A 13,469-nucleotide genomic window follows, 5' to 3' on the forward strand; every position below is an offset into this window, starting at 1 on the left:
GGCCCCCGTCGGCGGGGAGGACTCCCGCATCAGGAAGTTGATGAGCCCGGCGTAAGACGGTGGAGGCGAGACCGTCGGCCAGGGTGACGATGGTCAGGGCACGGACGCGCTGGTCGCCCCAGCATCGGGCGAAGGCGCGAAAGCTGGCTGGTAGAAGGTCGCAACCATGGCGACCCCTGCGAGCAGCCATCCGGCTCCGAAGACCGCGGCGTTGGGAGCGGCAGCGACGGCGATCAGCGCGAGGGGCAGGCTCCGGCCACGCCGGGGCGACGTGCAGGATCCACCCGACGGGAGCGTCCCGCCCGAAGAAGGAGCCGATCCCACTTGTGCCTCCCCGCGGGCCAGCACCAAGATCTGTTGTGTGTTGTACCGCGCAGCGCTCAACGGGACCGGCCGATGAGGGAGCGCAGCAGCGGCACGCTCAAGCCGGCCGCGGTCATGCCGACCAGTATGGCGCTGGCTACTGGGGCAGCACGACGGTGGTGTGCAGGGACAGGAATGGCGGCTCCGCAGCAGAGCCCATCTCTGCGGGTGCGGAAGGCAGCCGGAAGGGACTGGGTTTGACGAGGGCGAGCGGCGACCATAACTCTGAACTCTCGCTACAGTAGGGCTCCTTGATGCCTGATGTTCGTCAGATGGTGACACCCAGGGGGACACATGGACGTTGTGGTGAAGATCGAGGGTGGCCGGGCGGACGAGCTACGCAGGATTGAGACGGCTGTGCGCGAGGAGCTGGAAGAGCAGGGCGTTCAGGTCGACCGCTCCGTCACCGAGGTCGAGAAGGGCGCGCTCGGCGCCATGGAGGTACTCCAGTTCTTCGGAGAGAACGCGATGCTTCCGGTGCTCGTGCAGATGCTCTATGACCACGTCGTACAGCGGCTGCGCGAACCGGATGGAGCCGCCCTCAAGGTCCATGTCATCCGCACCGACTTTCCCGACGGCACCCGGCGCTCCGAGCTCACGCTAGAAGGGGAAGCAAAGGAAATAGCCACGGTTCTCAAGGAACTGCGATGAACCCGGACGAGGAGAAGAGCGACCCCTCCTGCGCCAGTGTCCTACTGATTGGCGGCAGCACATACCCGAGGTCCCATCTGGCCCCCGTCCCCGCTGCCGAGAATAATCTCCACAAGCTCAGGGCCGCCTTCCTGGATCCTGAGCTGTGGGGAGTGCCGCGCGGGCGGCTGAAGCACGAGGTCGACCTGACGCGGTCCGACATGCTTGACGCCGTCGCAACGAGCTACCGGAGTTCCGAGCGCGGCGGGATCTTCGTGCTCTACTTCGTGGGCCACGCCCAGCTCCACGACGGCATGCTCTACCTGGCACCACACGACACCGGAAACCTCGCCAACCCTTCGGCCTCGATGGTGTCGATGAGCGAGGTCTTCCAGACCGTCGACCGGGAAGGCAAGAGGGCCGAGCGTAAACTGCTCATCCTCGATTGCTGCTACGCCGGCCGCGCCATCCGTTCCGTGCCGGGGGAGCCCACGCCCGCCGGTAGTGAGCGCGGGTGGTTCGTCATGGCCGCCGCGTCGGAGGAGCACACTGCGCTTGGCGACTCCGGACGCGAGACCACCTTCTTCACCGGAGCCCTGCTCAAGGCGTTCGAGGGCGTAAAGGAGACACGGGCCAGCCTGTCCGCACAGTGGGCGTTCGATGCGGTGGACGAGATGATTGCTGGCTCTGACGACACAGATACGACCAATCTCGTGCCACACCAGTCAACGGCCAACTGGGCGGAACGGCCATGGCTGCGTAACCGTCTGCACATCGCACCTCCCCGTATCCCGCACACCTACCCGTCGATCACCGCCGAGACCGCCAGCCTCCAGCGGTCTCTGCCGAACGGCTTTCGGGCCTGGCCTGCTCCGGAGGCCACCTTCACCGGCCGCACCCAGGAACTGGAAGCCGCCCTGGGCCGCTTCCGGCAACGCACCGTACTCCCAGTGCACGGACCCCGCTATGCCGGCAAGAAGGCGTTCGTCCGCCAACTGCTGGCCACCCCCGGTGTTAAAGAATCCGCGCCAGCAGAACAACCCTGGCTGCTACTGGAGATCACAATCCTGAATGCCAGTGCCGAGTCTCCGGTCCTGGAGGCCCTCGCCTCCGCGCTGGAGGTCCGCCTCCAGGACGTCTCCCAAGACATCGAGACCGACGGCGACCCCCGTCGCGAACTGGTCATCGACGGGCTCCGGGAACATGCCCGTGGGCGCACTCTGCTCCTCGTCATCGACTGCGGGCGCCTGGGATACGAACCCCGCCAGATCAGCGGCGAGCTCGATCGACTGCTCGCGCACCCCTATTTCCGGGATACGGCCAACATCGTCATCTCCCGTGTCCGCCTCACCGTCCACGGAGACGACCAACTAGATCTTCAGGTTCCCGTCCGGCTGGAGGAGCTTCAGCAGCAAGAGGCCGCAGATTTCCTTACTGCTCTCATGGCCCACGAACGTGTGACAGTCGACGGTGACGACGTCCTGGCCCGCATCCAGGACCGCCGGCTGAGGCTACCGGGTGTCCTGAACCACAGCGCGAAAGGCTATCTCGGTAGCGCCGAGCGCGGCACCACCACGCCCGACCCGGCCGCCGTGGCCACCGCCTTGCTGGAGGGAACCATCCCCAGTGTGGCCAAGACCCTGCTTGAACTCGATTGCCGCCTCATCACCGGGACTGACAAGCCCGAAGGCCCGGAACCGCTCGCGATCCTCGCCGTCTGGGCTCTCTCGGATCAGCTTGCCCTGCCTCGGCACGTCTTGGAGAGCCCCTCCGTCGGGTTCCCGCGCCGCACGCTGGTGCTACTGGAAGACGCACGCGTCCTCTCTTCCGCTGCCTCTGGGCACCTGTTGTTGGGGCAAGCGAGCGAGCAGGCGTTGCGCTCTCTGGTCATTGCCGCGATGACCCGCGGCGAGGCTGTGGACGACCCGCTCGCTCCACCTATCTTGGACTCCGGGCTCCTCGATAGCCTCTTTCCTCCCGAGCTGGATACCGCCGATGTGGACCGTCGCCTCGCCGTAGCGGCAAGCTCGCTGCTGGTCACCGCCGCCGGGGCGCTGGACGCCGACGACAGTAAGGTCAACAACGCCTTCCAGATGAGGCTCCGCTCGGCTCTCGGATGGATTGAGGACGAAGGCGGAAAGCGGCTCCCAGCGCTGCATGACGTCATCTGCTCCCTCGTCGTGGCGCCTGCTGGCGACGCCCCCTACCTTCCGGCGTCCGCGGAGGGCCTGGTGCAGCCGGCTCCCCGAGAAGAGCAAACCGCCACCGAGCCCGCCGCATCCGAGCGTCCGACCAGCACGCCAATCAGTGATGAGAGCATCGCCCCGCTGGCCGCGCTCTACCGCCTCTACCACGGGGTGGCCTCTCTCACCTTTGCCGCCCGCGCCGAAGGCGCTGCCGCAGAGACCGGTGCGCAATTCGTGGCCGCCGCCACGGAATTCTCTGCAGCGCTCGCCAACTGCGAACCCGAGCAGGTCCCTCACACCCTGCTGCGCTCTGCAGACGCTTCACTGGCTCTCACAGGCAACAAGCTGAGGCTCAGAGCCCGTCTCCTCGATGTCAGGTTGGCCGCTATCGACGTGCTGCTCCTCGGAGCCCGCCAACGCGGTCCCGGGCAGGCCAGTCGTATCACCCTGGCCGTTTCCTGGCTGCTCAACACGGCCGACTCACTAATCGACGCGGACCGGCTGAGCGAAGCCCGGGAACTCGTAGGGAAGTCCGAGGACCTGGTGGCCGAGGAGCTTCCCCAGGAGGACGGCACACCTCGCAGCATCCACTCGCGGCTTCAGCTCAACAGCCGTATCGCCCGGGTGCGCAGCCGTCTCCACCTGGACCCTGCGCAGAGCCGCCGGGAACTGCTCGACGTGGTGCGAAGCGTCGTCTCAGGCGTGGAACTTGCGCATGAGCAAGGTGAACAGCTGCCACTTTGGTCCATGCGCCTCTTCGAAGCGGCCATTCTACTGCTTCAGCAGAGTTCTACCGATGAGGAACTAGTCGAGACCCGGACCCTCGTTATGGAGTCGCTGGAGCGATCCTGGGGCGACAGGCGCTCCTGGCCACCGAGTATCTGCATCCCTGCGGCAGGTTTTCTGCGGAAGGTCCACGTACGGTGCACCGATCCCGCCCTGAAACAGAACGGGGCCCAGGAGGCAGTGGAGCTGCTAGCGCACCTTCCTGCCGCGAGTCACGAAGAGGTGGCAAGGGCCGGAACCACTTTCCAGCCCCCCTCCGAAGCCGGAAGACGCATCCCGTCGCTAAACGACCGGGACGCTGCCAAGGTCCTGAGCTCCCTGGCACAGGCGTACGGGTTCCTCGCCCGCGCTCTCCGTGAGAACCAGCGTTTCGGTGCGGCACGCACCCGGCTGGCGAAAGCAGAGGAATATGCCCGTGCCGCAGTGGAGCTCGCCCCGACTGCCTTCTCGTACTCGGTTTGGCTCAGGCAGGTCCTTGACATCCGGCGGTCCGCTCCACGCACCGGGGTATCTGGTGAGGCGGCGGAGAAACGCCGTCGGGTCTGTGTCAAGGCGGTCCGCAGCTGGTTGGCGCGGAGAGACGTCCGCTCGCACGCCCACGCTCTGCTCGACCTCACCTGTCTCGATTCGGACTGGTTCGAGGAGGGTAGTTTGCGCGGTGCCGCCCAGAGGACTGGCGAAGACTTTTTGCGGCTGCACCCGGTAATCCAGCGGCGCCGTATCGAGGCGATCTACCGCGAACGCCAGCAGAAGCTGAAGGCACACCGTCACCGTTACGGCCCTTCGATCGAACTGTGTGCTTTGGAGATGCGGTTGGAACGCGAATACCGTCGTTGGAAGGGCGTCCTCGACTTTAAGGTGGCCAAGGACGAAAGGAAGAAGGGCATCGGCCCCGGCCCCAACACCCCGACACCGCAGGTCGACAACGCCTCAGTCTTCGAGGTCTTTCGCGCGGCCGCAGCCCTCTGGCCGGGGGACGCTCGGTTGATCGCCGCCGAGGCCGGCTTCCGCCGCTACATCTGGAATTACAGCAAGGCCATCGCTCTCTACGAGTACCTCGCCCGCACGGCGCCGAACGGCGAGATCCGACGCGTTGCCCGACTGTCCGCCGCAGAGGCAATGCTCGCCGACGTGGAATTCTCCAACCCCGATCACCGGACTGACTGGCACGCACGGCTTGTCGATGCACGGGAGCACCTGAACGCCGTCCTGAGCGATAGCAGCCGCATCGGGCTGGCCGTGGTCCTCCGGGAACGGGTCGCCATCCGACTGGGCGAGCCGGTGAACTGGGAACCTATCGACGCCGCTTTCGAGACCGTCGTCGGCGGCGACTATGCGGGCGCGATCGGGCGCTTCCTGGAACGCCGCCACTACGGCCAGGACCGGAGCCCCGATCGTGTCGGCGACAGGGTTCGCATCACTACCAAGGGTGGTAGTGAACGAGTGGGACACAACCCGCTCCGGGATCTACTGGACGACTTCCTCGACAGTCACGTTGACCGCGACGGCGCCCCCGGAACCGTCTCGGACAGTGCGCACGACACCCCTCCCCACCCCAGCACCGCTGACACTCTCACAGGCGACGGGGACTTGGGAGAGTTCACCTCCGAGCTTCTCGGCGAACTACTGCTCACCGAATTCACCAGCATGCAGCTGCTGGGCGGGCTCGGAAAGCTCTATCTCGATCGGGCCGCCGATCTGGTTGCCCGCTACCAGACGCTTCACGGGTCCGAACCGGCACCCGACTCCAGCACTGCACTGGACGCAGCAGGCCACGCCCGACGAGCTTATGACTGCTTCGACGCCTGCCGTGTCCTGCAGGAGGCGCACGGCAACGAATCCATCGTGACAAAGTTCGAACGCGGCCGTGCCGTTACTCTAGCCGCGAAGTTCCTACACAGTCCGGATCCGTTCCCGCGCCCCCTCCTTCAGGGGCGGGGGCCACAGCTCCAACAAGCCGTACGCCTCCTGCTGACGGCCCGGGAACACAGTGTGAGTGGATTCAACTCGGTGTGCTCCCGTGCGGTTGGGGAGAACTTCGAGGTGCAAGAGCACGTCGGGCTGAGATAGCCCCGAGCGATTGTCCCACCTCACCGAGCCCCGAATGCACGGACACGCCTTGCCGGGGGCCGTCGCAGCCCCTGGACGCCTTCTCGGAGCTCACCGAGATCACCCGACCGTGGCGACTGGACCGGCGCATCGTGGCACCGGCCGCTGGGCAGTCAGCCGCCCAGCGGTGGAACGCGGGATGGTCGGAGTCCCCGGCTTCCTCAGCTGCACAGGTTCGCGGGACTGGACCAGGCGGGACAGGTGCGGGCAGCGTCAGGCGAGATGCTCACGCAGTTCGGCAGGCTCGTAGCGCAGCTGGAAGGTGTGGGCATGGTCGCCGTCCATCCAGTACAGGGTCATAGCGGAGAGCATGCTCTGTTTCACCCAGCGCGTGCGGGACCGGCCGCCTTCGTCCTGGTCAAGGATCCATGCCTCGACCTGTTCCGGCAGGCCGAACGTCAGCGCATAGGCGTCCGGTTCCTCCACCGGCCGGATCTGCCATACCGGGTGCGGTGACGCGTGGCGGAGTCGGCGCAGGTGGACGGAGTGCGTAGGCCGCTGGCGCGCGTAGCGCACGAAAGCGTACAGGTCGTCGGAGGCCAGTCCGAGGACGAACGGCGCCGCGGGAAACGCCAGCATCAGTCCCAGGGTGGACCGGCTTCGCAGGCCCTCTGCCAGGGCGTCAAGAGGAGCGGTCACCGAGGGGTCGGTAACAACCGGTCCCTCCCACAAGTCCAGTAGCGGCCGACGCAGGTAGTTGCGTATCTGGTACACCATCGGACGCTCAGCAGCGGGCATCGCGTTCATCGCGGCCCAGACATCCTGTGCCGCCGTGCGCACCAGACTGCGCAGCTTCTTGAAGTCCGGCAACGACAGGTCGACGAGGGAGATTTGATGGGCGAGAGCGAACTCCTGGGCGTCCTGGCTGAATCCGGAGGTGGAGAAGATGGCGTAGCTGTAGTGGTAGCGCGTCCTTGGCCGGCGCGGGCCGCCAGTGCCTGCGGCCACGGTTGTGATCACGTTCTCGTTGACGTCGTGCACGACGCCGTGGCCGTTGCGGACCGTGGGGAGCCCCACCTTGGTGCCCGTGAACTTCGCCTCGACGAACAGGCGGACCGGCAGCGAGAACGGCGGCACATACCGGAACTGTCCCAGCGCGTCAGCCTGATGCCACGCTCCCCGGCCGCGCACCACCAAGCCGTGGTTGCGCACCTCCAACACCTTCCACGGCGCACTCCCCTGGTCGTCCTGCGCGGTGAGCACCTCGTACCCGCTGGACCTCAGCAGCCAGGCCAGGACTTCTTCGAGAAGGTAGCCGCGCAGCGCGGCCTGTCTGATCATGCCGGGACCCTAGCCAACCGCGCGCCCGTTCACCACGGTTCCGGGGGATTGCAGACCAGGGTGCGCTGGAGCCGGCTGGCTCTTTGCCGGGCACAGGTCAGAGGCCGCCATGCGCCCTCCGCGGTAGGGCTTGCCCGTGGACGGTCAGCTCATCAGTCCCGCGGCGGCTGCGGCCTCCTGCACGCCTCAGTGTCGGGCTTGCCCGTCTCGCCGACTGCCCGGTGTGTCTTGTGCACACAAGACACACCGGTCGGTTGAAGCATGCACCCGCCACCTGACACCGTGTTCGATGTGACCGGCGACAGAACTCGGGAATCAGGCTCCGAAGGGTGGCCAGCCGCGGCTTTTGCTGCCGCGCTGTGCGAGTACCGCGGCAAAGCAGGGCTCTCACGGCAGCAGCTGGCGCAGGCCGTCGGTCTTGACCGCAGCGTGCTCTCGCGCCTGGAGCGCGGGCAGTACCGTCACCGGCTCAGTGAATGCGCCATCGCCAAGCTGAGTGAGGCACTCGCTTGCGGCGACGCCCTTTTCAAAGCAGCGGGCCGCCCGACGCCGGAGATCCAGAAGCTCATCACCGACCCCGGGCGAGTTGCCCGTTGAGCGTTTTGTTGTTGCGGCTTACGAGGCGGCTCCTTCCAGGTCGGTTGCGGAATCGGCAGTGGCGAGCAGGGCGCAGACTGCGGCCAGGTCCGGGAGCGAGGGGCTCGCCCCGGGACGGGTGATGGCCAGGGCTCCGGCGGCCATGCCGCGTCGTACGGCGGTGTCGGTGTCCAGGCCGGCGGCCAGCGCTGCGCCGAGCGCGCCGGTGAAAGCGTCACCGGCCGCCGTGGTGTCGACGGGGGTGACCGGGAAGGCCGGGACGTGCCGGACTGCCCCGGCGGTGACCGAGACCGCCCCGGCCCCGCCGAGAGTGATCAGCGCGTGCCCCACGCCCCGGTCGAGGAACCAGCGGGCGGCCTGTTCGGCGGCCTCGGGGCTGTCCACGGCGATGCCGGTCAGGGCGGTGGCCTCGCTCTCGTTGGGGGTGACGATGTCCACGTGCGCCCAGATGTCGTCCGGCAGCACCTGTGCGGGAGCCGGATCGAGCACGACGGTGAACCCGGCTTCGGCGCCCGCCCGCGCGGCGTGGCGGGTGACCTCGGCCGGGACCTCCAACTGAAGCAGCATGACGCGCGTGTGGTCGCGGGTCTTGGCGATGCTCGCGTCGACCATGTCGGGCGTGAGGGCGGTGTTGGCCAGCGGTGTGATGACGATGTCGTTCTCGCCGGAGGCGTCGACGCGGATGTGCGCGACGCCGGTGCGGCCTGGGACTGTACGGATCTCGGTGGTCTGTACGCCGTGTGTGCGCAGGCCGTCCAGCGCTATGTCGCGGAAGAGGTCCTGTCCGACGCAGCCGACCATCCAGGTGGGCGCGCCGGCCCGGGCGGCGGCGACCGCTTGGTTGGCGCCTTTGCCGCCGAGGACGAGGGTGAAGTCGTCGCCCAGGACTGTTTCGCCGGGTTGTGGCAGCCGCCGGCTGAAGGCGGTGACGTCCGCGGTGATGCTGCCGACGACGAGAACACCGTTGCGGGTCATCGCGGTCCTCTTCCTATTTGTGACATGGGCGGGGGCAGTGGCACGGCCATGTGGCTGTGCCCTGCGCAGTGGTGTTTGTGTCTTGGTGTGCCCGGGGTCTGGTCGGATCCCGGGCGGGTGCCGGACCCGAACCTGCTGCCGCGGGCGCCTCTTGGGGTTCGTGGCGGCGGGTTCGGGCCCGGCATTCCGCGGCGGGAAGGGCCGATAAGGGGGGCGGTTTCCTTGGTGGTTTCGAGCTATGTGCCGGCGACGGCGAATCGTCTGGTGACAGGTCGTTCGAGCGCGCTGATGGCCGTGTAGAAGAGCACGGACACCACCACGATCATGACGGATTCCGTCCACAGTGCATCGAAACGTGATCCTGCGTAGTCCTGGACGATCATGGAGCCGATGCCCTGCCCGGTTGCCAGCCATTCGGCCAGGGTTGCCCCGGCGAGGGCGCCGGGGACGCCGGTGCGGGCGGCGGCGAAGAACGCCGGGAGGGCGTAGGGGACGCGCACCTTGCGGGTGGCCAGGGTGTCCGAGCCGCCCAGCGAGCGGACGACGTCGGTGGCCAGGGCGGGGGCGGAGCGGAGCCCGACGACCACGTTGATGAGGGTGGGGAAGAACGTCACGATGGAGACGATGACGGTGACCCCGGTCAGGCCCCGTCCGAAGACGAGCGCCAGCAGGGGTGTCATGGCGACCAGGGGAACGGATCGCAGCGCGATGGCGACCGGCATGACGGCACGTTCGAAGGTGTGGGAGGTGACGATCAGCAGGGCGGTGGCGGTGGCTGCCAGGGTCCCGAACAGGTATCCCGCTCCGGCGTCGGTCAGGGTGATCTTCAGTCCGCTCCACAGCGCCGACCGATTCTCCGGCGCCTCGGGGCTGGAGGTGATGAATCGCAGCACATCCAGTGGCGTCTTGGCGAAGTAGGCGTTGAGGTCAAACGCCGCGATCAGCGCGTACCAGCAGGCGATCACGATCGCGATGGAGCCGGCGACGCCGAGTACCGGGATCGTTATCGCCGCCCACGTCCGGCGAGGGGGTGGGGGCGGCTGGGAGGCGGTCACGAGGGTGACGTCGTGGGCGGCCCACGGTGTCAGGAGGCGTCCGATGATGCCGAAGACCACGTACGCCAGGCCGGCGAGGGCTGACATGACCAGCGCTACTGCCCAGGTCCGCGGCACCTGGAAGGAGGACTGGGCCTGGACGAGCATGACGCCCAGCCCCTGGCTCGCCCCGAGGTACTCGCCGATGATCGCGCCGAGCAGTGCCGCGGGCGCCGCGATCCGAAGCGCTCCGAACAGGCTCGGCAGCATGGCGAAGAAGCGGATCTTGAACATCGCCTGCCACTGGCTGCCACCCAGGGACCGCACGACCTGCAGTGAGGCGGGGTCTGCGGAACGCAGTCCCAGTACCACCGCGATCAAGGTGGTGAAGAACACCGACAGCGCGGACAATGTCTGCTTGGGCGCGTCCCCTGGGAGCACGACGACCAGGATCGGGGCGATGGCGACCAGCGGGACGCAGAAACTGGCCACCGCGATCCGCAGCAGCAGACGCTCGACCCAGGGCACCTGGACGAACACGACACCCAGCGCGAGTGCAACACCGTTGCCGGCCAGGAACCCGACGCCGGCGACCGACAGCGTCGAGGTGAGGTTCGGGCCGTAGACCGGCAGGTCGTCCAGGAAGGCATGGATGACGGCCAGCGGTGTGGGCACCACCCGCAGGCCGGTGAAGGAGAGGGCCAGCAGCGTCCACAGCGCCACGATCACGGCGGCGGGCGCCAGTCGCAGCAGTGCGGACCTGAGCCCTGCAACCATCACGGGTTGGGGAGCGGTGCTCATCGTGGCTCCCGCGTGGACTCGCCGTACAGGCCGGCCGACAGGTGGTCGCACAGTTCGTGGAAGCGCGGCGACCGCATGATGTCCGCGGTGCGCGGGCGCTCGAGTTCGATGTCGAGCACCTCGACGATGCGACCGGGCCGGGCTGCCATCAGGACGACCCGGTCGGCGAGGAAGACGGCCTCGTTGATGGAGTGGGTGACCAGCAGCGTGGTGATGGCCCGCTCCTGCCAGATCCGCTGAAGCTCCAGGTTGAGCCGGTGCCGGGTGACCTCGTCGAGGGCACCGAACGGCTCGTCGAGCATCAGGACGTCCGGTTCGAGGGCCAGTGCCCGTGCCAGTGCCACGCGCTGCCGCATCCCGCCGGACAGCTGAGCCGGGCGGGCCTTCTCAAAACCCTTCAGGCCGACCAGTGAGACCAGGTCGGCGATGGCCGCCTTGTCGGTGGGCCGGCCCGCGACCTCGTAGGCCATGGCGATGTTCGCGCTCACGGTGCGCCAGGGCAGCAGGGCGGCGTCCTGGAACGCGACCCCGATGCGGTGCTGCCTGCGCACCGCGTCCGGAGCGCTCCCGTCCAGGGTTGCGGCGCCGCTGGTGGGCTGGTCGAGTCCGGCGAATATCTTGAGCAGGGTCGACTTCCCGCACCCCGAGGGCCCCAGGAGTGCGGTGAACTCGCCGTGCCGGGTGGCGAGGTCGACATTGGACAGGGCGACCACTTCGCCCTGTTTGGTGGCGAACGTCCGGCCCAGGCCCTCGGCGGTGAGGCCGCGCCGGGTGCCGGTGGTGCCCTGGCTCGGGATGGCGGTGGTCATGCCTGCCACTCCCCGGAGGCCAGCAGCTCCTTGATGCGGTCCAGGTACTGGTGATCGCGGTTGGGGAGTTCGTTCTCGACGTGTGAGTGGGTGGTCCAGAAGTCGTGGACCGTGCGGCCCATCTCCTGGCCCCGCCGTGTGTGGACGTCCAGGGCCCAGTCGGGGACATCGGGGCGCTTGCCCGTGTTGATGTCGTGAACGGTGAGGTTGGCCAGCTCGTCGGTGGTGCGGTCCTTGGTGCGCGTGGTGAGGAAGCGGACGGCGTGGACGGCGAACAGCCATCGGTCGCCGAAGCTGCGGTCCAGGCGCTGGTGCATCTGGTAGAGGGTGTTGATCACGATCGGCTCCTGGAAGCTGCCGTCGCCGGTGTCCTCGCAGCTGATCACCGACAACCGCATCCACAGGTGTTCTTCGAGCTCGGCACTGGTCTCGTACATCTCCCGCGCGACCAGCAGCGCGTTGTCGAGCAGCCCGCGCCGGATCGACTTCTGCAGCGCGGCGATCAGTTCATCGGCCGGGAACCCGTGCACGCTGGTGACGCGGGTCCAGGGGTCTTTCGAGTGGTGAGCAGGCATGACTCGGCTTTCGTTGTCTTGATGGTGCGGTTGGCGAGCGCGGCCGGCGTCAGCGGACCGGCTTGGCGTCCGCGATGAGCGAGGTGTCGAAGAGCTGGTCCGCGGTGATGCCGGTGCCCAGCAGGTTCAAGGTGGCGATATTGGCCTTCACGGTGGCGTCGCTGAGCGACAGGAGGCCGTTTTGCTTGGTCTCGTCGGTCTGAACCAGGTCGAGGTAGGTCTTGGCGCCGAGTGTCTGCTGCTTGAGGTCCAGGTGCTGGTTCTTGCCGTACTTGTTCACGATGAGTTGTGTGGCGGCGTCGGTGTTGTCCAGGGCCTTGCGCCAGCCCTCGGCAAGAGCGGAGATGATCTTGACGACGGCGGCCCTCTTGGCGGGGTCGGCCAGGGTCTGGTCGCTCACGACGAGGGCGTCGGCGACGACGTTGTAGCCGTAGTCGCTGAGCGGGAAGACCTTGGTCTTCACGCCCTGGGCGGCCAGCGTGATCGGCTGGTTGTTCAGGAACGAGGTGAAGGCGTCGCACTGGCCCGTCACCAGCGGTGACGGGTCGAAGTCCGCAGTGACGAACTTGACCTTGGCCATATCGATCTTGTTGGCCTTCAGGACCGTCTTCATCGTCTCCAGGCCGCTGGTCTGAATGCACAGCCGCTTGCCCTCGAGGTCCTTGAGGGTGTTGACGGGGGCGCTTGCAAGCGACATGACGCTGGTCGGGTTGGTCTGCAAGGTGGCCGCCACGATCTTCAGCGGCGCCCCCGCCAGGATCGCCTTGGCCGCAATGTCGGCCGATGTCAGACCCACCAGGGCCTTGCCGCTGACGACCAGCGGCTCCACGGTGACGCTCGGCCCGCCCGGCGCGACAGTAACGTCAACACCCTTGTCCTTGAAGAAACCGGAATCCAGGGCCGTGTACGGCCCCATGTTCTCCACGTTGGCAATCCACCCCAACTGCAGCGTCCCGCCCTTGGAACCGGCAGCAGCAGACGAGCCACCCCCGCAGCCGGACAGCAGACCGACCGAGGCGACGGCAACCACCGAAGCAAGAACACGGATACCCCGAATACGGGCATGGCGGGAAAGGTGACGTGAAAGCATGGTATGTCCTCATGGTGGCAAGTCGGCGTCGTACAGACGCCGGTGACGAATCCATGCCGACCCCACTGCCGTCCGGTCACGGACGGGCGCATGAGCGCAGCAGTGACGTCGAGCGCGGGCACACGGAAGCCTGAAGAAACAGGCCCCAAAAGGTGTGCTGAAACCGCCTCGAAGGCCGGGTCGGCGCGAGGACGGTGCGGCTACTGATTCAGATCAGACCTGCGGGGGCGCGT

At 67.3% G+C, this 13,469-nt stretch carries 9 protein-coding genes and 1 pseudogene; 3 read left to right on the forward strand and 7 right to left on the reverse strand.

Annotated elements, in window-relative coordinates:
* Positions 1 to 55: 55 nt before the first annotated feature.
* Positions 56 to 243, reverse strand: a pseudogene (locus OG937_00240) (MFS transporter).
* A gap of 414 nt (positions 244 to 657) precedes the next feature.
* Between OG937_00240 and OG937_00245 the strand changes: the two are divergent.
* A complete protein-coding gene (locus tag OG937_00245; protein ID WUD70266.1) occupies positions 658 to 1,014 on the forward strand; it encodes a hypothetical protein in 357 nt (118 codons plus the stop codon).
* Positions 1,011 to 6,035 carry a caspase family protein gene (locus OG937_00250; GenBank protein ID WUD70267.1) on the forward strand — a complete coding sequence of 1,675 codons (5,025 nt, stop codon included), beginning with the start codon at positions 1,011 to 1,013 and terminating at the stop codon, positions 6,033 to 6,035. The genes OG937_00245 and OG937_00250 overlap by 4 nt, the downstream gene beginning before the upstream one ends.
* A 252-nt stretch (positions 6,036 to 6,287) precedes the next feature.
* Here the strand turns inward: OG937_00250 and OG937_00255 are convergent, their stop codons facing one another.
* A complete protein-coding gene (locus OG937_00255; protein ID WUD70268.1) occupies positions 6,288 to 7,355 on the reverse strand; it encodes a restriction endonuclease in 1,068 nt (355 codons plus the stop codon).
* A gap of 282 nt (positions 7,356 to 7,637) precedes the next feature.
* Between OG937_00255 and OG937_00260 the strand changes: the two genes are divergently transcribed.
* Positions 7,638 to 7,952, forward strand: a complete 315-nt coding sequence (locus tag OG937_00260; GenBank protein ID WUD70269.1) for a helix-turn-helix transcriptional regulator — start codon at positions 7,638 to 7,640, stop codon at positions 7,950 to 7,952.
* Between the two features lie 18 nt (positions 7,953 to 7,970).
* Here the strand turns inward: OG937_00260 and rbsK are convergent, their stop codons facing one another.
* The 5 genes from rbsK to OG937_00285 all read right to left on the reverse strand — a co-directional run bounded on the left by rbsK (position 7,971) and on the right by OG937_00285 (position 13,236).
* Positions 7,971 to 8,927, reverse strand: coding sequence for a ribokinase (gene rbsK / locus OG937_00265; protein WUD70270.1), 957 nt, complete (start codon positions 8,925 to 8,927; stop codon positions 7,971 to 7,973).
* Positions 8,928 to 9,163: 236 nt separating this feature from the next.
* Positions 9,164 to 10,762: an ABC transporter permease subunit gene (locus OG937_00270; GenBank protein ID WUD70271.1), complete on the reverse strand. Its 1,599-nt coding sequence runs from the start codon at positions 10,760 to 10,762 to the stop codon at positions 9,164 to 9,166.
* Complete coding sequence (locus tag OG937_00275) at positions 10,759 to 11,571, reverse strand: ABC transporter ATP-binding protein (protein ID WUD70272.1); 813 nt, start codon at positions 11,569 to 11,571, stop codon at positions 10,759 to 10,761. Before OG937_00275 ends, OG937_00270 begins: the two co-directional genes overlap by 4 nt.
* Entirely contained in the window at positions 11,568 to 12,146 is a 579-nt protein-coding gene (locus OG937_00280; protein WUD70273.1) for a hypothetical protein, read from the reverse strand. The genes OG937_00275 and OG937_00280 overlap by 4 nt, the downstream gene beginning before the upstream one ends.
* A 49-nt stretch (positions 12,147 to 12,195) precedes the next feature.
* Positions 12,196 to 13,236 carry an ABC transporter substrate-binding protein gene (locus tag OG937_00285; GenBank protein WUD70274.1) on the reverse strand — a complete coding sequence of 347 codons (1,041 nt, stop codon included), beginning with the start codon at positions 13,234 to 13,236 and terminating at the stop codon, positions 12,196 to 12,198.
* Between the last annotated feature and the right edge of the window lie 233 nt (positions 13,237 to 13,469).

The organism is Streptomyces sp. NBC_00510, from assembly GCA_036013505.1.
Taxonomy (GTDB): domain Bacteria; phylum Actinomycetota; class Actinomycetes; order Streptomycetales; family Streptomycetaceae; genus Actinacidiphila.